The sequence below is a fragment of the Actinomadura luzonensis genome, assembly GCF_022664455.2.
Taxonomy (GTDB): Bacteria; Actinomycetota; Actinomycetes; order Streptosporangiales; family Streptosporangiaceae; genus Nonomuraea; species Nonomuraea luzonensis.
This window is the reverse complement of sequence record NZ_JAKRKC020000001.1, coordinates 3,518,963-3,537,045: the sequence shown is the minus strand read 5'-3', so window position 1 is coordinate 3,537,045 and position 18,083 is coordinate 3,518,963. Positions and strand designations below refer to the sequence as shown.

At 72.5% G+C, this 18,083-nt stretch carries 19 protein-coding genes; 10 read left to right on the top strand and 9 right to left on the bottom strand.

Features of this window, described 5'->3' with window-relative positions:
- Nucleotides 1-6: 6 nt before the first annotated feature.
- Nucleotides 7-1,047 (bottom strand): Gfo/Idh/MocA family protein, encoded by a 1,041-nt coding sequence (locus MF672_RS17335; RefSeq protein WP_242376053.1) that lies wholly within the window; start codon nucleotides 1,045-1,047, stop codon nucleotides 7-9.
- Nucleotides 1,048-1,057: 10 nt separating this feature from the next.
- The gene (locus MF672_RS17330) at nucleotides 1,058-1,846 is read right to left on the bottom strand and encodes a ThuA domain-containing protein (protein WP_242376052.1); all 789 of its coding nucleotides are present in this window, start codon (nucleotides 1,844-1,846) and stop codon (nucleotides 1,058-1,060) included.
- Nucleotides 1,847-1,994: 148 nt separating this feature from the next.
- Between MF672_RS17330 and MF672_RS17325 the strand changes: the two genes are divergently transcribed.
- The 4 genes from MF672_RS17325 (at nucleotide 1,995) to MF672_RS17310 (ending at nucleotide 4,961) form a co-directional block, all read left to right on the top strand.
- Entirely contained in the window at nucleotides 1,995-2,450 is a 456-nt protein-coding gene (locus tag MF672_RS17325; protein WP_242376050.1) for a MarR family winged helix-turn-helix transcriptional regulator, read from the top strand.
- The gene (locus tag MF672_RS17320; protein ID WP_247815268.1) at nucleotides 2,447-3,385 is read left to right on the top strand and encodes an ABC transporter ATP-binding protein; all 939 of its coding nucleotides are present in this window, start codon (nucleotides 2,447-2,449) and stop codon (nucleotides 3,383-3,385) included. The genes MF672_RS17325 and MF672_RS17320 overlap by 4 nt, the downstream gene beginning before the upstream one ends.
- The gene (locus MF672_RS17315; protein ID WP_242376048.1) at nucleotides 3,375-4,199 is read left to right on the top strand and encodes an ABC transporter permease; all 825 of its coding nucleotides are present in this window, start codon (nucleotides 3,375-3,377) and stop codon (nucleotides 4,197-4,199) included. Before MF672_RS17320 ends, MF672_RS17315 begins: the two co-directional genes overlap by 11 nt.
- 162 nt (nucleotides 4,200-4,361) lie before the next feature.
- The gene (locus MF672_RS17310) at nucleotides 4,362-4,961 is read left to right on the top strand and encodes a hypothetical protein (protein ID WP_242376046.1); all 600 of its coding nucleotides are present in this window, start codon (nucleotides 4,362-4,364) and stop codon (nucleotides 4,959-4,961) included.
- A 351-nt stretch (nucleotides 4,962-5,312) separates the two neighbouring features.
- Here the strand turns inward: MF672_RS17310 and MF672_RS17305 are convergent, their stop codons facing one another.
- Nucleotides 5,313-5,672, bottom strand: a complete 360-nt coding sequence (locus tag MF672_RS17305; RefSeq protein ID WP_242376045.1) for a hypothetical protein — start codon at nucleotides 5,670-5,672, stop codon at nucleotides 5,313-5,315.
- Between the two features lie 34 nt (nucleotides 5,673-5,706).
- On the opposite strand from MF672_RS17305, the gene MF672_RS17300 reads away from it, so the two are divergent.
- Nucleotides 5,707-6,234: a hypothetical protein gene (locus MF672_RS17300; RefSeq protein ID WP_242376044.1), complete on the top strand. Its 528-nt coding sequence runs from the start codon at nucleotides 5,707-5,709 to the stop codon at nucleotides 6,232-6,234.
- A 140-nt stretch (nucleotides 6,235-6,374) separates the two neighbouring features.
- Here MF672_RS17300 and MF672_RS17295 read toward each other — a convergent pair whose 3' ends face one another.
- On the bottom strand, nucleotides 6,375-7,058 hold the full coding sequence (locus tag MF672_RS17295; protein WP_242376043.1) for a helix-turn-helix domain-containing protein: 684 nt from the start codon (nucleotides 7,056-7,058) through the stop codon (nucleotides 6,375-6,377).
- A gap of 197 nt (nucleotides 7,059-7,255) precedes the next feature.
- On the opposite strand from MF672_RS17295, the gene MF672_RS17290 reads away from it, so the two are divergent.
- Both MF672_RS17290 and MF672_RS17285 read left to right on the top strand, forming a co-directional pair.
- Nucleotides 7,256-7,801, top strand: a complete 546-nt coding sequence (locus tag MF672_RS17290; protein WP_242376041.1) for an RNA polymerase sigma factor — start codon at nucleotides 7,256-7,258, stop codon at nucleotides 7,799-7,801.
- A complete protein-coding gene (locus MF672_RS17285) occupies nucleotides 7,798-8,697 on the top strand; it encodes a hypothetical protein (protein ID WP_242376040.1) in 900 nt (299 codons plus the stop codon). The genes MF672_RS17290 and MF672_RS17285 overlap by 4 nt, the downstream gene beginning before the upstream one ends.
- Before the next feature lie 150 nt (nucleotides 8,698-8,847).
- Here the strand turns inward: MF672_RS17285 and MF672_RS17280 are convergent, their stop codons facing one another.
- The 3 genes from MF672_RS17280 to MF672_RS17270 are packed head-to-tail and all read right to left on the bottom strand — an operon-like array spanning nucleotide 8,848 to nucleotide 11,981.
- Entirely contained in the window at nucleotides 8,848-9,675 is an 828-nt protein-coding gene (locus MF672_RS17280; RefSeq protein ID WP_242376039.1) for a hypothetical protein, read from the bottom strand.
- A 39-nt stretch (nucleotides 9,676-9,714) separates the two neighbouring features.
- Nucleotides 9,715-10,224, bottom strand: coding sequence for an isochorismatase family protein (locus tag MF672_RS17275; protein WP_242376038.1), 510 nt, complete (start codon nucleotides 10,222-10,224; stop codon nucleotides 9,715-9,717).
- A complete protein-coding gene (locus MF672_RS17270) occupies nucleotides 10,221-11,981 on the bottom strand; it encodes an MFS transporter (RefSeq protein WP_242376036.1) in 1,761 nt (586 codons plus the stop codon). The genes MF672_RS17275 and MF672_RS17270 overlap by 4 nt, the downstream gene beginning before the upstream one ends.
- Nucleotides 11,982-12,116: 135 nt before the next feature.
- On the opposite strand from MF672_RS17270, the gene MF672_RS17265 reads away from it, so the two are divergent.
- Nucleotides 12,117-13,052: a LysR family transcriptional regulator gene (locus MF672_RS17265; RefSeq protein WP_242376035.1), complete on the top strand. Its 936-nt coding sequence runs from the start codon at nucleotides 12,117-12,119 to the stop codon at nucleotides 13,050-13,052.
- Nucleotides 13,053-13,149: 97 nt separating this feature from the next.
- On the opposite strand, the gene MF672_RS17260 is transcribed toward MF672_RS17265, so the two are convergent.
- Complete coding sequence (locus tag MF672_RS17260; RefSeq protein WP_242376033.1) at nucleotides 13,150-13,923, bottom strand: SDR family NAD(P)-dependent oxidoreductase; 774 nt, start codon at nucleotides 13,921-13,923, stop codon at nucleotides 13,150-13,152.
- Between the two features lie 133 nt (nucleotides 13,924-14,056).
- Here MF672_RS17260 and MF672_RS17255 point away from each other — a divergent pair, with 133 nt between their 5' ends.
- Together MF672_RS17255 and MF672_RS17250 are read left to right on the top strand one after the other, a co-directional pair.
- Nucleotides 14,057-15,052: a LacI family DNA-binding transcriptional regulator gene (locus MF672_RS17255; protein ID WP_242376032.1), complete on the top strand. Its 996-nt coding sequence runs from the start codon at nucleotides 14,057-14,059 to the stop codon at nucleotides 15,050-15,052.
- Between the two features lie 165 nt (nucleotides 15,053-15,217).
- Nucleotides 15,218-17,521, top strand: a complete 2,304-nt coding sequence (locus tag MF672_RS17250; RefSeq protein WP_242376031.1) for a HelD family protein — start codon at nucleotides 15,218-15,220, stop codon at nucleotides 17,519-17,521.
- A 16-nt stretch (nucleotides 17,522-17,537) separates the two neighbouring features.
- On the opposite strand, the gene MF672_RS17245 is transcribed toward MF672_RS17250, so the two are convergent.
- The gene (locus tag MF672_RS17245; protein ID WP_242376029.1) at nucleotides 17,538-17,996 is read right to left on the bottom strand and encodes a MarR family winged helix-turn-helix transcriptional regulator; all 459 of its coding nucleotides are present in this window, start codon (nucleotides 17,994-17,996) and stop codon (nucleotides 17,538-17,540) included.
- Nucleotides 17,997-18,083: the final 87 nt, after the last annotated feature.

Here is an 18,083-nt window from a genome sequence, read left to right as displayed (position 1 = left end):
ACCACTTCAAGAGATGACGATGGGCGTGCGCATTCCCGTCCTGGCCGACTCCAGCGCCGCCGTCACCATGGCCAGGCTGCGGATGTTGTCGTGACACTCGCCCTGCGGCGCCCGCCCCGTGCGCAGCCCCGCCACGAACTCCGCCAGCCCCTCGGCGAGCCCGGTGTAGCGGCGGGGCCGCTCCGGATGCGGGTCGGCCTCGCGCTTGTGCGCCCGCACCACCTCGCCCTTGGCCGGCTCGGCGACCGGGTCGCCCTCGCCGTCCCAGCGGGTGGTGCCGCGCGTGCCGGCCACCCGCCACGAGCCCGTCCACGACGTCGGCAGGCCGGGCGCCGACCAGCTCCCGGTGAAGGTGTAGCGCAGCCCGCCGGTCATCTCGAAGATCGCCGTGGCCGAGCACGCACCCGGGTACCAGGTCCACGGCGGCCGGAACGACTCGCAGTACACCGACACCGGGTCGGCCCCCGACACCGCCCGCGCGGCGTCGAACAGGTGGATCGCCATGTCCTGCAGCAGCGGGTGCTCCAGCGTCGCCAGGAACGCCGCCCCCCGGTACGGCATGAAGAACTCCGACGTCATCAGCCCGAGCGGCCCCAGCTCGCCGGCCGTGCGCCGGAAGGCGGCCAGGCCGCGCATGTGCCGGCGGTTCTGGCTGACCATGAACAGCCGCCGCGACTCCTCCGACGCCCGCACCATCGCGCGCGCCTCCTCCAGCGTGACCGCCATCGGCTTCTCGCTCAGCACCGCCACCCCGCGGCGCAGCGCCGTCACCGTCACCTCGTGGTGGGCCTGCGGCACCGTGCAGTTGACGATGAAGTCGGGCTCCTCGCCGTCCAGCAGCGCGGTCAGGGACGCGCCGGTGGGCAGGTCGTGCAGCCCCAGCCCGCGAGCGGCGGCCCGCGCCCGCGCCGGCTCCACGTCGACCCAGCCGGCCAGCTCGACCTCGGGGTGGGCGAGCAGCTCAGGAGCCCACTGCCCGCCGATGAACCCGGCGCCGACCACGACCGCCCGCAGCGGCCGGTCCTCCTCCACTGTCGCGAACGTCATCGTGTCCCCCTCACCAGGTGATCGGGGCGTGGGCGTTCTGCAGGGGCTCGCCCGGCCGGTCCTGCGGGGCGGCCCACAGCACCGCGTTGGCCAGCACCCGCCGCACGCCCGGGTGGTGGTAGACCGGGTACTCCTGGTCGCCGGGGCTGAAGTAGAAGACCCGGCCCAGGCCGCGCCGGTAGCAGCAGCCGCTGCGGAACACCTCGCCCCCGGCGAAGCCGCTGATGAAGACCAGCTCGTCGGGCTCGGGGACGCCGAACGGCTCGCCGTAGGTCTCCTGCGCCTCGATCACCAGCGGGCGGGGGACGCCGCGGGCGATCGGATGGCCGGGGGCGACCGTCCACACCAGCTCGCGGTCGCCGTCGTCGCGCCAGTTCAGGGTGCACGTGGTGCCCATCAGCGCGCGGAAGATCTTGCTGTAGTGGCCGGAGTGCAGCACGATCAGGCCCATGCCGCCGAGCACGCGGCGGCGTACGCGCTCGACGACCTTGTCGTCCACCTCCTCGTGCGCCATGTGCCCCCACCAGGTGAGCACGTCGGTCGCGGCGAGGGCCTCGTCGCTCAGCCCGTGCTCGGGCTCCTCCAGGACGGCGGTGCGCACCCGCACCCGCTCGCCCAGCTCCTCGCGCAGCCCGGCGGCGATGGCGCCGTGGATGCCGTCGGGGTAGCGGCGGCGCACCTCCTCCTCGCGCGGCTCGTGGTAGTTCTCGCTCCATACGGTGACGCCGAGTGGCGTGGTGCGGGGGACGTCGTCGAGGGGGGTGTCCCGTGGGGTGTCGTGCTGGCCGTTGACCGCCATCCGTTTCCTTCCGGTCGTACCTCGTCGCCCCCTTTCCTGCCCCGCCGCCCCCGCGGGAGAACGACCCGACTTCTGATCTACAACGTAAAGGCGGCGGAATGTCGACCCGCCTTCCAGATAGGTCGTAAGCAGAGCTAATATCTCGCCCATGGACAGAGCGGATCTGCCGGACGCCTTCGTCGGCGTCCTCACCGGCGTGCACCGGCTCGTCCGGCGCCGGCTGCGCCAGGAGCTGCCCGGCCCGCGGCTGCGCGGCGCGCAGGTCGAGCTGCTGCGCCTGGTCTCGGCGAACCCGGGCATCAGCGTCTCGGCCGCGGCCAGGGAGCTGTACCTGGCGGGCAACTCGGTCTCGACGCTGGTCAACCAGCTCACCTCGGCCGGGCTGCTGCGCCGCGAGGCCCGCCAGGACGACCGGCGTTCGGCCAGCCTGCGTACCACGTCCGAGGCGGAGGCGCGCCTGCGCGCCTGGCAGGAGCGGCGCGTCGCGCTGGTGCGCGAGCAGCTGGAACGGCTTCCCGAACAGGACAGGGCCGCGCTCGCCGCGGCCCTCCCGGCCCTGCGCAGGCTGGCCGACGGCCTGCAGGAGGAGGTGACGGCACCATGACGGACGCCCCTGCCGACGCCCCGCGCGAGCCCGCGACGGACACGGACGCCCCTGCCGACGCTCTGCACGGACCCGCGGCGGACACGGACGCCCCGCGCGAGCCCGCGACGGCCGTGGACGCGGTGACCTGCTCCGGCCTGCGCTACTGCTTCGGCGGCACCCGCGCCGTGGACGGGCTCGACCTGACGGTCGGCGCCGGCGAGGTGTTCGGCCTGCTCGGCCCCAACGGCGCGGGCAAGACCACCGCGATCCGCTGCGTGACCACGCTGCTGCCGGTCCCGCGCGGCATGGTGCGCGTCTTCGGGCACGACGCCGCCGGCGAGCGCATGGCCGTGCGCCGCCTGCTCGGGTACGTCCCCCAGCAGCTCTCGGCCGACGCCGGCCTGACCGGCCGCGAGAACGTCGCCCTGTTCGCCCGCGTCTTCGACGTCCCCAGGCGCGAGCGGGCCGCCCGCGTCGGCCAGGCACTGGAGGCGGTCGGCCTCGCCGACGCCGCCGACCGCATGGCCGGCACCTACTCCGGCGGCATGGTGCGCCGCCTGGAGCTGGCCCAGGCGCTGGTCAGCGCGCCGCGCCTGCTCATCCTGGACGAGCCCACGATCGGGCTCGACCCCATCGCCCGCACCGGCGTGTGGGAGCACATCCTGGCGGTGCGCGCCGCCGGCGGCATGACCGTCCTGGTCACCACGCACTACATGGACGAGGCCGCCCAGTACTGCGACCGGGTGGCGCTCATGCACAAGGGCCGGGTGCGGGCGCTCGGCACGCCCGCCCGGCTCACCGACGACCTGCGCGCCCGCCGCGGCGACGGCTCGTCCCCGACGCTGGAGGACGTCTTCCGCGACGTCGCCGGCAGCGGCCTCGACGACCCCGGAGAGGGAGGGGAGTTCCGCGATGTCCGCCGCACCCGCAACACCGCCTCCCGTGTCGGCTGACCCGCCGGCCGGCCTGGACCTGCTGCTGGTCCCGCCCCGGCACCGGCCGTGGTGGCGGCTGGTGCCCGCCAGGGTCGCCGCGATGTGCGTGGTGGAGCTGCAGAAGCTCCGCCACGACCGCACCGAGCTGTACACGCGGGCCGTCCAGCCCGCCCTGTGGCTGCTGATCTTCGGCGAGACCTTCACCCGTCTCGACGTGATCCCGACCGGCGGCATCCCCTACCGCGACTACCTCGCGCCGGGCATCATCGCGCAGTCCACGATGTTCATCGCCATCTTCTACGGCATCCACATCATCTGGGAACGCGACTCCGGGGTGCTGACCAAGCTGCTGGTCACGCCGACGCCGCGGGCCGCGCTGGTGACGGGCAAGGCGTTCGCGGCCGGGGTGAAGGCCGTCGTGCAGGCGGTGGTCGTGGTGATCATCGCGGCGCTGCTCGGGGTCGGCCTGAGCTGGAACCCGCTGCGGCTGGCCGGGGTGCTGGCCGCAGTCGTGCTCGGGTCGGCGTTCTTCTCGTGCCTGTCGGTGACGATCGCCGGCATCGTGCGGACGCGGGACCGCCTCATGGGCATCGGCCAGGCGATCACGATGCCGCTGTTCTTCGCCTCCAACGCCCTGTACCCGACCACCGCGATGCCGCCCTGGCTGCACGTCGTCAGCGCGGTCAACCCGCTCAGCTACGAGGTGGACGCGCTGCGCGGCCTGCTTCTGGGCGTCCCGTCCCACCTCGGGCTGGACTTCGCGGTGCTGACGGCGGCCGCCGTCCTCGGCATCACGGCAGCCGCCACCCTCCTCGGCCGCCTCGCCCGCTGATCCCCAGCCCACCGCAGACGCGGCCCCTCCGCCGCTCCCCGCCGTCCCCACGAGCTGACACGCCCGCCCTCCTCGAAACCGCCCGAAATGCGGGGCCCACTACCAACCGCCCCCGACCCCAACTACAGTCATCTCCATGACTATTCACGGAGATGACTAACAATGCCGACAGCCACAACCTGGGGCACGAACGCCTCCGAACGAGCAACCCCCTACCCCTGCGACGACCTCGTCCCGAACCCCGCCGAATCCTGGTTCCGCGCGGTAACGATCCGCGCCCCCCGCCCCATAGTGTTCCGCTGGCTGTGCCAACTCCGAGCAGCCCCCTACAGCTACGACCTGCTCGACAACCTGGGCCGCCGCAGCCCCCGCACCCTCACCCCCGGCCTCGACCGGCTCGCCGTCGGCCAGCGCTTCATGACCATCTTCGAACTCGCCACCTTCACCCCCGACGAGCAGCTCACCTTACGACTGACCTCCCCATCCGCCCTGCGCGCCTTCGGCCCCCTGACCCTCACCTACGCCGTCCGCGACGCCCCCGCAGCCGCCGCCGCCGAAAGCCGCCTCGTGGTGAAACTGAACCTCGGCGAACCCGGCGACGGCCCCCTCCACCACATCCGCCGCCGCGCCCTGGCCTGGGGCGACCTGTTCATGATGCAGCGCCAACTCCATACCCTCCGCCTCCTGGCCGAATCCACCCCACCGATCCAAGCCCGCGAAATCATGCACGCCTATGAAACCCGCCGGCAGCACCCCAACTGATCCACCCGGACGCCGACACCCGCCTGCCACCACCGCACCCGAGGCAGCTCCCTCCCTTGAAGGCGGCTCTCCTGATCATGAGAGCCCTCTAATGAACCCCTCACCATGGTCTAACCGCCCGCCGAGAAGGTGGACCCACGTCGCAGAGCAGCCTGGGGGTCACCAAATGGGTCGATGGATGCGGTGGCTGCTGTCCGCCGTCACGGTCGCGTTCGTCCTCGTGTGCTGCCCGGTCTTCTCCGCGAACCCGGGCCCGCACGCACCGCCGCCCTTGCCCTTCTTCCCTCCGTCAGCCGCCCACGCCGATGACGACGACGGCGGCGATGACGACGATGACGACGCCGCTCCGCGCTACCAGCCCCAGCGCGCCACCCGTACGAGCCGTACGCCGTCGAGCACGAGCAAGCCCACCCGCCGCAGCACCCCCACCACCAAATCGGCCCGCACCCCGTCCAGCAGTTCCCTCGCATGCGTCGCCCACGGCACCCTGTGCGACGCCCCCGCCGCCGGCGGCGCCTCCACCACATCAGGCAGTTCCACCGCGAGCCGCCCGTCCGCAACGAGCCCCGCGACCCCGGGCCCGCCCACCGGCCTGGCGAAGGGCGGCCCAGCCGGCGCCGCCGCCCCCTCAGCGACGAACGGCCGCTCCCCGGCCACCGGCCCCTCGACCTCTACCGGCACCACCCGGAAGGACGCCGACACCTCAGCCACCGCCCCCTCCACCGCCGCCAACGGCGCACCGGACATGGCCCTCACCCCGAAGAACGATTCGCCCACCACCGGCCCTGACGCCCCAGCCGCAAGCACCCCAGACGCGGCCACCGACGCCGACGACTCCTCCGCTCCCCGAAGCCCCGACAGCAACAGCACCCCGAACGGCACCGGCCCGAACGGCAGCGGCCCCAATGGCAGCGGCCCCAATGGCATCGGCTCCACAACCACGACCGATCCCTCCTACTCCGGCGACCCGTCGCGCGGCAGCGGGACGCTGGCCAGCGACGAGCTGTCCGCCCAGCTCCCACAGCAGCTCATGTCCCCGCACGTCACCGAGACCATGAGCGGCGACAGCCGGCAAGCCCTGTTCGGCCTGCTCGCCATCGCGGGCGTGGCGCTGTGCCTGAGCGGCGCGGCCTGGCTGACCATGAGGTACAACCCGCGCCTGGCCTTCCTCCTCGCGGCCCGCCACGACACCCCGGCACCGCCCTCGTCCACCACCCAGCTGAACCGTCTCCGACGAGACTCAACCGGCTGGCGCTGGCAACGCCCACCCTGACCCGGACGAGCGAACGACGCCGCGCGCCACGAACAACGTCCAACCCGAACTGGAATCGCCGGTGCCGCCGACACCCGCACCCCAAGTCGAAGGCGCTCCCGCCCGCACAATCCCGGCCTCGGCGACCGGTCTTCCTCTCATCAACACCGCCGCGCCTCCCCGCGCTCGGGGGCCTTGTACTTTCCACCGACGTCGGTCCACTGCTTGCCCGAGCGCGGTTGCAGGTTGAGCGGCCCGAACTCGTCCACACAGAAGATGACCGAGGCTTCGCCGTCGTCGGCGATGACCTGACCGTCAGCGATCGCGTACAGATGCTCGATGCGGGCCTTCTTGACCGCGTAATCCGGATCGCGAGAGCCCTTCCACGTCTTTATGGCTTGAAAAGACACCATTTCCGCACGTAGAAGCTCGCGCAGGCCCTCATGGCTGATGTCCTCGACCATCCCCTCTGCCACCAGGAAGTCGGCCAGCTTGACCAGGCTCCACCGGGAAAACGGCAGACCGTGCTCGGCAGGCTTGGACTTGGCGATCTTCTTGATCTCCACCCGCTGGGGCAGGGTGAACTTCGGCTGTCGCCCGCCCTTGTATTTGGGATACAACGAGTCGGACCCGTCGGCGTTGAAGTTGTGGATCACAATGCGAACCCGCCCTTTGCTGGTGAAGGCCCGCTCCGCGATCTTCTGGACGGTCATGCCCTGCGCCGACCACAGCACCATCTGCGCCCGCCGCCAGGTGACCACGGAGCCGGAACTCCGCCGCACGATTCGTAGCAGCCGGTTGCCTGCGTCATCATCGATCTCGCGTACGCGAACTCGCTCAGCCATGCCCGCATTCTGAAGTGATCACGCCCGACGACCCGGGAGGCCGGCCTCGCCGCTCTCCGCGAGCCACTCTGGACAGGAGAGCGGTGAGGCCGCGCGAGATTCTCCGGTTCCGAGCGAAATGATCGGGGCGCCTCCACCCATGAAGAGAGCGTTCGTACCCGTTCCGGAAGTGGAGGACGTCACGATGGGAACCGCCTGTGTCAGATGACACTCACAGGTTCGAAGCGGTCTACCGGGCGACCTACGACCAGATCACCGCCTACGCCGGACGCCGCTGCGACTCGCCGCAGGACGCGGCCGACGTGGTCGCCGAGACCTTCGTCATCGTCTGGCGCAAGATCGAGGAACTGCCCCCGGGCGCGCAGGCGAGGCTCTGGGTCTACGGAGTGGCCCGCAACGTGCTGGCCGACCACCGCCGCAGCGCGCTGCGCCGCCAGGCGCGGCACCGGGACCTCGATGCGGAGATGGCCGACCTCTACGGTGATCTCGCCGACCGCAGCGCCGAGCGGAACGCGATCGCCCAGGCGTTCGCGACGCTTCCTGAGGACGACCGCGAGCTGCTCGCGCTGGTCGCGTGGGAGGGCCTGGACCGCAGGGAGATCGCCACGATGCTGGGGCTCTCCCGCAACGCCGTCCGTATCCGGCTCCACCGCGCGCGCAGACGCCTGTCCCGGGCACTCGAAGTAGCCGACGTCCGATTCACGCCGACCGACGCGGTCGTTCCCACAGGGAGATCACTATGAGGGACATCGACGAGATCAACGAGCTGCTGAGGCCGCTGGCCCGGATCAGTCCGGACGAACCAGGCGGGCGTGCTGGCGGCGCCCGCGCGCAGGCGCTGTTCGCCGACATCCTCGCTCAGGAGCGGGACACGACGACGGCGGCGCTCCTGCAACGACCGCGCGGGCATCGCCTCGGGCGTCGCGCACTGCTCGGGCTCGCCGCCTCCGCGGTCCTCGCCCTCGGCGTCGTCCTCGGACCAAGCCTGCTCAGCGGCGTCGCGACCTCCTACGCCAACTCCGCGGTAGAGATCCACGAGGAGGCCGACACCTACGTCGCCCGGATCAAGGACCCCTACGCGGACCAGCGGAAGTTCTCCGAGGCATTCCGTTCCCTCGGCCTCAACGTCGAGCTCAGGGTGATCCCGGTCTCGCCCAGCGCGGTCGGCGAGATCGTGAGCCTGGGTGGCGGCAACGCCCCGGTGAACGTGACCATCGGAGCCCGCAAGGAGCCGGCGGACTGCGATCTGGCCGACAGCGGCTGCTTCATGGTGGTGACCGTCCCGGCGGCGGTCAAGGGTACGCCCGACGTGGTGCACTTCGAGCTGGGCAGGCCGGCCAAGCCGGGGGAGCCCTACGAGAACAACTGGCAGTCGGCCACCCGTCCCGGAGAGCCGCTGGCCGGCGTCAAGGTGAGCGGCCGGACCGTCGACGATGTGCTGGCCGAGGTCGGCAAGCACGGCCTGAGTGCGGAGTTCCGCCGCGTCGTGGTCCATGAGGGCGGGTACACGGTCGAACCACTGGCCGCGGATCAGGTGGGCGGCGACTGGATCGTGTTCAAGGTCATACCTGCGCGCGAGGGCGTGGTCTGCCTGGAGGTCACCGCCGAGCGCCAGACAGGCCTCGAGTACGCGGACTGAGCACCGGAGCCCTGCCGGTCTCAAGGAGGTGCGTCACACGGCGTGCTTCTGGGCGGCCGACGGGGCGCCTGGCGCAACCGCAACACTAACGACGATCGGCTACGCAGGATCGTCAAGAAGGCAAACGTGGCCTGACGCGGCACTGGTTCACTAACGCCCTTTCAGGCTTTTCAACGCAAGGCCAGGGTCGTCGGCGTAGAAGCGGATCGTCGTGATGCGCTCGCGACGGCCGAGGGGCCTGGTGACGGTGATCGGCCCGGTCAGGTTGACGATCAGGTTGGTCTGCGCGTCCACTCCCAGCGTGAGGTGGCCGTCCGCCACTTCGATCACACCGCGCGCGTCGTAGTTACGGCTCACCTTGACCGAGGCGATGAGCTCGCGCGGGACGCGCAGGTCGAAGTACGCGCCATAGCGAATGCGCAACTCCTCCGCGGTCACGACATGCGGCCGGGTGGCGGACGCCGCCCCGAGGGCCAGCACGAACAGGAGCTGGTAGACATCGGCCACCATGACAATGATGCGCAGGCCGGCCGCAGCGTTCGAGACCGCCAGCATCCACTCCAGGGCCACAGCCTGCACGACCACGGCGAACAGCAACATCAGCAGCAGCGGCCGCTGACTCTTCGCATACCCCAGGGCAATACCACCCGGCGGCAACCCGTCCTGACGCCGCCTGACCCACAGAGCGAAGCTGGCCAGGTTCCTGTGCTCCGCTCGTATGAGCATGCGAACCTGCAGCGGCACCAGAGCATCGGCGACCGTCCTCAGCGCGTCCCATGGCGCGGCGCCGACCTCACAAGCGGCCCTGAACAGCCGGTACGCGTGCATATATCCCATGGCGGACAGCGGCGCGACCACCGCCGCGGCCACCAGTCCCGCAGGGGTGGGCGTCAATCGTCCCGCAACCATCAATAAGGCGACGAGCAAGTCCAGGGCCGCCACCGCCAGCAGGCCGTTACGAGGGAGGCTGAGCCGCATTTCTCATGTCCTTCCATCATCGGAGGAGGGCTATGAAGATCATAGAATGTGGATGATCGCTCGCCATGCAGGGCTCCCTCGGAGCTCCATCGACTCCACGGCCAGACGGGCATGATGCCCGATGCAAGCGAATCCACCTTTGTGAGTTCGACGCGTTGGTCGCCGACCGCCCGCCCAGGACCCTTTCGAGCGCTCCTCCAAGATCACTTCTAAGGTTCGAAGACACCCTCTGCGGTCGCCGGGCTCGGGGGACAGGCGCGGGTGGAAGCCGGTGGCGGGGTCGGCGTCGTGCATGAGGCGGCCGAGGGCGAGGGGCGCGAAGGGCTTGCTGTCCGGCGGGACCGCTGTCCAGTCGTCCGTGGTGAAGGCCAGGCGTACGTGGACGACGCTGGCGCCGTGTGCCCGCAGGTCGGTGATGGTGCCGGCCAGCCGGGACAGCAGCGCCTCGGTGTCCGCCGGGTCGGGGAGGGAGGCCAGGATCGCCGGCTGGCAGTCCAGGACGAGCAGGGCGGTCGTCCTGGGGTCCAGCGGCGGGGGCGCGACGGTCATGAGGTCTCCTTCGTGGTGCGGGTCCGGGCACGCCGGGGGAGCAGCAGCGGGGTCGCCAGCAGCAGGACGCCGGCCAGGCCGATGGCCGTGCGCGGTCCGAGCAGGGTGCCCAGTACGCCCCAGGCGGCGGTCAGGAGCGCGGTCGAGGCCCTGGTCGTCACCGTCCAGGCGGACAGGGTGCGGGTCACCCGGTCGGTCGCGGTGCGTTCCAGGCGGTAGGTGGCGGCGAGGGGGTTGAACACCGCGCAGCAGAGGATGAGCCCGGCTTCGACGGTGATCACCAGCGCCAGCCCGCCGGTGCCCGGCCCCACGAAGGCCAGCCCGACGGGCCAGAGCGCGCGCAGCGTCCCGGCGGTGGCCAGGACTCGGTGCTGCCCGAGCCGGGCGGCGAGCGGGCGGGCCAGCCGCGACCCGATCAGGCCGCCGATCGCGGGCGCGGCGAAGGCGAGGCCGTACTGCCAGGGCGCGAAGCCGAGCCGGCCGAGCATGAGGACGGCCAGCAGCGCGTCGATGGCCATCACCAGGCCGTTGAACACGGCGGTGTTGAGGAACAGCGGGCGCAGGACGGCGTCGGAGAGGATGTGCCGCCAGCCGTCCAGCAGGTCCCCGGCCCGCAGCCGGGGCATCTCGCGACCAGCGAGGCGTACCGCCGACTCTGCGGCGCGCGGCTCCGGGTCGGCTGGGCGCTGCGGGTCGGCTGGGCGCTGCGGGTCGGCTGGGCGCTGCGGGTCGGCTGGGCGGAGCGCCGGCTCTGCGGCGGGCGGTCCAGGGTTTGGGGTACCTGGCTCCGGGTCTACGCGGTGTGGCTCCAGGTCTGCGGCCTGCGGCTCCTGGCCCAGGGCGTGCGGCTTTGGGGCTGCCGGGCCGAGCTTCGGGGGTGCGGGGTCGGGGTGGGATGCCGGGCCTGCGACCCTTGGCGTCGGTCCTGCGGCGCCTGGACTCGGTCGTGTGGCGCTTGGTTGCGGGCCGGCGAGGCAGAGCTGCCCGCCCCTGGCGGGTGGTTCCGGGACTGCCGGGCGTGGCTCCGGCGGCAGGTCCGGGATCAGGAGATGTTGCTCCGGGCCCTCGGGACGTCGGGGTGGGGGCGGCGAGCTTGTGGGGTGGGGTTCTGGGCGGCCGGAGGTGGTGATGGCGAGGGCGGAGATCAGGTAGCTGACGGCGTCGGCGACGACCGTCGCGACCGGGCCGAGCAGTCCGATGGCGGCGCCGCCCAGTGGAGGGCCGATGATCGTGGTCGTCCAGGAGGTGGACTCGAAGCGGGCGTTGGCGGCGAGGAGGTCCCGGGCGGGCAGCAGGGTCTTCAGGTACGCGCCGGAGGCGGCGCGGAAGGTGATGTCGGCCGCCGCGGCGACGATCGAGACCAGCAGCAGCTGCACGAAGGAGAGCACGCCGAGCGCGAAGGCGGCGGGGATGGTCAGCAGTGCCGCGAAGCGCGCCAGGTCCATCGCGACCAGCACCGGCGGCTTGCGCCGGAACTCCACCCACGGGCCGAGCGGCACCGCCAGGGCCGCGCCAGCCAGCGCGCCCACGGAGGACAGCGCCGCCACCTCGGCCGGGCCGGCGTGCAGCACCTGGATCGCGATCAGTGGGAACGCGCCGAAGGCGAGCCAGGTGCCGAGGGCGCTGGTCGCGTACGCCGCCCAGAGCCATCCGAACCGCTGCCCCAGCCGGTGTCCCAGCCGCCGTCCCGGCCGCCGTCCCAGCCGGTGTCCCAGTCGGTGTCCGCTCGTTGGTCTCAGCCGGTGCCCGGTCCCCATGTTCGACGCCTCTCGTCCGCTTGCTCGTACAACCGATCGGTGATCGGAAGCATCAAAGCGGGGGTCGGCTCCCGAGATCAAACAACCGGGAGGCCGTACAGCTACAACGGACGGTTGTGTCTCTAGGGTGGGCGCATGGATCTCGACACCGTCCGGACGTTCGTGGCCGCCGCCGAGGCGGGGCAGTTCCAGGAGGCCGCCGCCGAGCTGGCGATCACGCAGCAGGCGGTCTCCAAGCGCATCGCCGCGCTGGAGCGGAGCGTGGGCGTGCGGTTGTTCACCCGCACGCCGCGCGGCGCCGAGCTCACCATCGACGGGCAGGCGTTCCTGCCGCACGCGCGGGAGCTGCTGCGGGTCGCCGAGCGGGCGGTGTCGTCGGTGCGCGCCGGACGCCGTCCGCTGCGGGTCGACATGATCGCTTCACGCAGCGCGGCGTCGGGGCTGATGCGGGGCTTCCACGCCGCGTACCCGGAGATCGAGCTCGACGTGGTGATGGTGTTCGACATCGGGGAGGCCGTCGCCGCCGTCCGGTCGGGTGCGCTCGACGCGTCCTTCCGCGCTGTCGCCATGCCGGGCCGGCCGCTGCCCGGGGACGTCGAGTCGGTACGGGTGCTCGACGAGCCGCTGGAGCTGCTCGTCGGACCGGCGCACGTGCTGGCCGGGGCCCGGTCGGTGACTCTCGCGCAGCTCGCCGGGCACCGGATCTGGATGCCCGGTCTCGTCCCTGGCACCGAGTGGGCCGCCTACTACGATGATCTCGTCGCGGAGTTCGGCCTGACCATCGAGGCGACCGGTCCGAACTTCGGCTCCGACGCGCTGCTCGACACCATCGCCGACACCCCGGCCCTGGCGACGTTCATGGGCGGGCGGACCCGTCTGGTCTGGCCCGCGGGGCACGGGCTGCGGCGCGTCCCGGTGACCGATCCGGTGCCGGTCTATCCGCATTCGCTGCTGTGGCGGCGCGATGACCCGCACCCGGCGCTGGCCACGCTGCGCGCCTACCTCGCCGCCACGGCGGCGGGTCGCGGCGGGGCCGGGACGTGGACGCCGGGCTGGGTGCTGCCGCGCTGAGCCCCGGGCGGCCGGTGACAGACGCACTCAGCCGGGGGAGGGGGGCCGTGGAGCGGCGGGTGGCCGTCGGGGGAGGAGGCCGCACGGCGGCGGGCGGTCAGTGGACGAAGAAGCCGCCGTCGACGAACAGCATCTGGCCGGTGACGAACGCCGACGCGTCCCCCGCCAGGAACACCGCGGCCCCGGCGAAGTCGGCCGGCAGGCCGTTGCGGCCGGTCATGTGGCGGGCGGCGAGGGCTTCGACGCGTCCGGGGACGGCCTGGGCGGGTGCGGTGAGCGGGGTCAGCACGAAGCCGGGGATGATCGTGTTGACGCACACGCCGGCGGGCGACCAGGCTTCGGCCTGGGAGCGGGTGAGGCCGGCCAGGCCGGCCTTGGCGGCGCCGTACGCACCGCTGTCGCCGAAGGCGCTGACGGACTGCTGCGAGCCGACGTTGATGATGCGGCCCCGGCCGCGGGCGGCCATCTTCGGCCCGAAGTGCTGGCCGAGCAGGTAGGGGGCGGTGAGGTTGACGGCGAGGGTGAGGTCGTAGTCGCCGGTGGTCAGCTCGGCCATGGGCTTGCGGATGTTGTTGCCGGCGTTGTTGACCAGGATGTCGATGTCGCCGATGGTGTCGTCGCAGGTGCGGCAGACGCGCTGGACGTCGTCGCGGGAGGCGAGGTCGGCGCTGATGGTGGTGGCGGTGACGCCGTGCTCCCGCAGCCGGTCGGCGGCCTGGCCGAGCTCGGCGGGGCGGCGGGCGACGAGCACCACCTCGGCGCCGGCGCGGCCGATGGCCTCGGCCATGGCGTAGCCGATTCCGGAGCTGCCGCCGGTGATCAGGGCCCGGCGGCCGTGGAGGGAGAACAGCTCCCGCAGATAGTCCGACACGGTGGCACAAGCTAGCACCGCCGGGGTGGGGCGGGCGGGGGCGGGGCGCTCGTACAATCGGCACGTTGCGCGTCCGGGAGGAGAGTCGGGGATGGCCACGCGCGAGCGGCCACGGAGGGTGACGATTGCCGATGTGGCGCGCCACGCGGGGGTGTCGACGACGGCGGTGTCGAAGGTGCTGCGCAACGCCTACGGGGTCAGTCCCGCGATGCGGGACCGGGTGAAGGCCGCGATCGAGGAGCTGGGGTACCGGCCGCACGCGGCGGCGCGGGCGATGCGGGGCCGGACGTTCACGATCGGGGTGCTGCTGCCCGACCTGCGCAACCCGTTCTTCCCCGACATCCTGGACGGGCTGAACGAGCAGCTCGCCGGCACCGACTATCAGGCGATCATGGTGCAGGGCGGCCCGGGCACGGAGGCGGAGGCGCGGGCGATCGACGCGCTGGTGGACCGGCAGGTGGACGGCATCTTGATGATCGCTCCGGAGCTGGGGCGGGCGCGGCTGGAGGAGGTGGCGGCGCAGGTCCCGACGGTGGTGCTGGGGCAGCACGAGCGGTCGGCGGTGTACGACGCGGTGCACGACGACGACGAGCTGGGTGCGGAGCTGGTGGTGCGGCACCTGATCGGGCTAGGGCACCGGCGGATCGCGCACATCGGGCACCGGCCGGGCGGGCGGGTGCGGGCGGCGGCGGCGTTGCACGTGATCCGGGCGGCGACGTACGAGCGGGTGATGCGCGAGCACGGGCTGGAGGACGGGATCGCGGTGGCGCTGACCTCCTACAGCGAGGAGGGCGGCTATGAGGGGGCGCGGGCGCTGCTGGCCCGTTCGCCGCGGCCGACGGCGATCTTCGCGGGGGCGGACCTGGCGGCGCTGGGCGCGTTGCGGGCGCTGCACGAGGCGGGGCTGGCGGTGCCGCAGGACGTGTCGCTGGCCGGGTACGACAACACGCGGCTGGCGGCGTTGTCGAGCATTTCGCTGACGAGCGTCGATCAGGGCGGCGCGGCGATGGGCCGCACGGCGGGGCGGCTGCTGCTGGAGCGGATCGAGGGGCGGGTGTCGTCGGTGCGGTTCTCGGTGACGCCGACGCTGGTGCCGCGCCATTCCACCGCTGCGCCGCCGCGGAGCTGACCTGCCCGTAGCTGACCTGCCCGTAGCTCAGCCGCCCGGAGTCGAGCCGCCGCAGGGCGGCAGGGTGAGGTCGCCGATTGCGCGGGCGTGCCGCTCGGGGGTAAGCTCAAAGGCTCCACTCAGATCTTGAGCTTCACAGCTCTCCCGTTAGGAGTATACCACCCGATGGCTAATCGTCAAGATGGTCTCTCCGAAGCCCTTGACACCGAGCAGCGCACCGTGTCGTGGCTGTACGGCCTGCTCGACCTCGCCAGGGAACGGGCGCAGACGGCGCTGCGCCAGGTGTACACGCTGCGCGGCGGCACCCGCCAGGCGATGGTCGAGCGCGAGGCGCTGGCCTCGGAGCAGGCGCGGCGGCTGGCGCAGCTCAACGCGGTCGAGCGCGGCCTGTGCTTCGGCCGCATCGACGACGGCTCCGGCGTCAGCTCCTACATCGGCCGGATCGGGCTGCGCGACGAGCGGCACGAGAGCGTCCTGATCGACTGGCGGGCGCCGGCGGCGCGGCCGTTCTACGTCGCCACGGCCACCGATCCGGGCGGCCTGGTGCGCCGCCGGCACCTGCATCTGAAGGACCGCCGCGTGGTCGCGATCGACGACGAGGTGTTCGACCTGGAGCGGATGAGCGAGGGGGAGCGGCGCACGCTGGTGGGCGAGGCGGCGCTGCTGGCGGCGCTGCGGCGGGGACGCACCGGCCGGATGGGTGACGTGGTGGCCACCATCCAGACCGAGCAGGACCGGGTGATCAGGGCCGGCCTGCAGGGGGCGCTGGTGGTGCAGGGCGGCCCGGGCACCGGCAAGACGGTGGCGGCGCTGCACCGGGCGGCGTACCTGCTCTACACCCACCGCGACACGCTGGAGCGGCGCGGCGTGCTGGTGGTCGGCCCGAACGCGATGTTCCTGCGCTACATCGGCCAGGTCCTGCCGTCGCTGGGCGAGACGCAGGTGGTGCTGACCACGGTGGGGGAGATGTTCCCGGGGGTGCGGGCGGTGGCCGCCGACCCGCCGCAGGCGGCCGTGGTCAAGGGCGACGTGCGGATGACCGAGGTCGTGGCGGGCGCGCTGGAGCTGCGCCGGCGGGTGCCGGACGGCGACCTGGTGGTGGAGCTCGACGGGCTGGCGCTGCGGGTGCCGCACGCCGTGTGCGCGAGCCTGCGGGAGCGGGCCCGCGCGGTGCGGCTGCCGCACAACATGGCGCGCAAGCTGTTCGTCACCGAGCTGCTGAAGGAGCTGGCCCGGGCCGAGACGCGGGCCCTTGAGGAGTCGCTGCACATCGAGGACCTGGCCAACGGCGACCCGGAGCTGGAGGAGCTGGCCCAGCCGCTGGACCTGGAGGCCGACCTGGACGAGCTGGACCTGGAGCTGGCCTCGCAGCGGCTGTGGGGCGAGCCGGCGGTGCGCCGCGCGGTCGACGCGCTGTGGCCGGAGCTGACGCCGCAGCAGCTCGTCGGGGACCTGCTGGCCGATCCGGGCGCGTTGTGGTCGGTGGCGCCGCCCGGCCTGGACTGGCCGAGCCTGGTGCGCCCGGCCGGGTCGCCGTGGACGGTCGGCGACGTGCCGCTGCTGGACGAGGCGGCCGAGCTGCTGGGCGAGGACGACTCCGCCCGCCGCGCGGCCGGCCGCGCCGCGCGCGCCGAGCAGGACGAGCGGCTGCTGTTCGCCGATGAGGTGCTGCAGAGCACGGGCGTGGCCGAGGAGGGCGTCTTCGCGCGGGCGGACGTGCTGTCGGAGCGGCACGCCGACGACGGGGCGGAGCTGACCACGGCCGACCGGGCGGCCGTGGACCGGGGCTGGGCCTACGGGCACGTGATCGTGGACGAGGCGCAGGAGCTGTCGGCGATGGCGTGGCGGATGGTGATGCGGCGGGTGCCGGCCAAGTCGTTGACCGTGGTGGGCGACATCGCGCAGACGGGCTCGGCGGCCGGGGCGCGCTCGTGGGGGGAGGTGCTGGACCCGTACCTGGAGGGCCGCTGGCGGGTGGAGCACCTGAAGGTGAACTACCGCACGCCGGTGGAGATCATGGACGTGGCGGCGGACGTGCTGCGGTCCTTCGACCCGGCGCAGGAGCCGCCGGAGTCGGTGCGGTCGGGCGAGGCGGCGCCGCGGGCGGTGCGGCTGCCGGCCGCGGCGCCGTTCTCGGTGCTGCCGGACCTGGTCGCCGGGGAGCTGGCGGCGCTCGGGGAGGGCCGGGTGGGGGTGGTGACCTCGGACGCGGCGCGCGAGGAGGTGGGGCGGCTGTTCCCGGCGGCCGACCTGGACGCGCCGGTGGCGGTGCTGACGGTGACGCAGGCCAAGGGGCTGGAGTTCGACGCGGTCGTGGTGGTGGACCCGGCGGGCATCCTGGGGCGCTCGCCGATGGGCGGGCGGGACCTGTACGTGGCGGTGACGCGGGCGACGCGGCGGCTGACGGTGGCCTACGAGGGTGAGCTTCCGCCGGTGCTGTCCCGCCTGGCCACCGAATCTACAACGTAAAGGCCGTCCCGATTTTTCAGGACGAGGTCTCCTCGAGCTTCTCGGCGGCGGCAACAATGGCGCGGGTCACCTGTTCGAGGGCGCGCAGGGTCTCGGTGTCGAGGTGCTCCATGACCCGGCGCATCTGCTCGCTGCCGAAGCTGTTGACCTCTTCGAGGAAGGCGGCGCCGGCGGGGGTGAGCTCGACGCGGCGCACGCGCCGGTCGTGGGGGTCCTCGTGTCGGCTGACCAGGCCCTGGGCGACGAGCCGGTCGACGATGCCGGTGACGGTGCCGAGGCCGACGCCGAGGCCGGCGGCGAGCTCCTGGCCGCCGGCCGAGCCGCGGGCCGACAGGAGCATGACGACCTTGAGCTGGCGCATGGTGAGGTTGGAGGTGAAAAGGGGTGATTGGTGCTGGGCGAAGAGGCGGCCCAGGGTGCGCTGTGTGTCGGTGATCCGGTGGATCAGGTCGTCGCGTTCGTCGTTCACAATCACCTCTCGCTTCCTGAGAAGGTTATCAGGAATGCTTGATCGGTCTAAATATTCGTTCAATGCGAAGTGTTAGTCTGGGCCGAACTCTTG

Excerpts from the sequence above, each read along its gene's own strand:
- MF672_RS17325 (WP_242376050.1), top strand. The coding sequence starts at position 1,995 with ATGGACAGAGCGGATCTGCCGGACGCCTTCGTCGGCGTCCTCACCGGC.
- MF672_RS17300 (WP_242376044.1), top strand. The coding sequence starts at position 5,707 with ATGGCCCTCACCCCGAAGAACGATTCGCCCACCACCGGCCCTGACGCC.
- MF672_RS17320 (WP_247815268.1), top strand. The coding sequence starts at position 2,447 with ATGACGGACGCCCCTGCCGACGCCCCGCGCGAGCCCGCGACGGACACG.
- MF672_RS17310 (WP_242376046.1), top strand. The coding sequence starts at position 4,362 with ATGCCGACAGCCACAACCTGGGGCACGAACGCCTCCGAACGAGCAACC.
- MF672_RS17335 (WP_242376053.1), bottom strand. The coding sequence starts at position 1,047 with ATGACGTTCGCGACAGTGGAGGAGGACCGGCCGCTGCGGGCGGTCGTG.
- MF672_RS17275 (WP_242376038.1), bottom strand. The coding sequence starts at position 10,224 with ATGACCGTCGCGCCCCCGCCGCTGGACCCCAGGACGACCGCCCTGCTC.
- MF672_RS17270 (WP_242376036.1), bottom strand. The coding sequence starts at position 11,981 with ATGGGGACCGGGCACCGGCTGAGACCAACGAGCGGACACCGACTGGGA.
- MF672_RS17265 (WP_242376035.1), top strand. The coding sequence starts at position 12,117 with ATGGATCTCGACACCGTCCGGACGTTCGTGGCCGCCGCCGAGGCGGGG.
- MF672_RS17250 (WP_242376031.1), top strand. The coding sequence starts at position 15,218 with ATGGCTAATCGTCAAGATGGTCTCTCCGAAGCCCTTGACACCGAGCAG.
- MF672_RS17285 (WP_242376040.1), top strand. The coding sequence starts at position 7,798 with ATGAGGGACATCGACGAGATCAACGAGCTGCTGAGGCCGCTGGCCCGG.
- MF672_RS17295 (WP_242376043.1), bottom strand. The coding sequence starts at position 7,058 with ATGGCTGAGCGAGTTCGCGTACGCGAGATCGATGATGACGCAGGCAAC.
- MF672_RS17280 (WP_242376039.1), bottom strand. The coding sequence starts at position 9,675 with ATGCGGCTCAGCCTCCCTCGTAACGGCCTGCTGGCGGTGGCGGCCCTG.
- MF672_RS17330 (WP_242376052.1), bottom strand. The coding sequence starts at position 1,846 with ATGGCGGTCAACGGCCAGCACGACACCCCACGGGACACCCCCCTCGAC.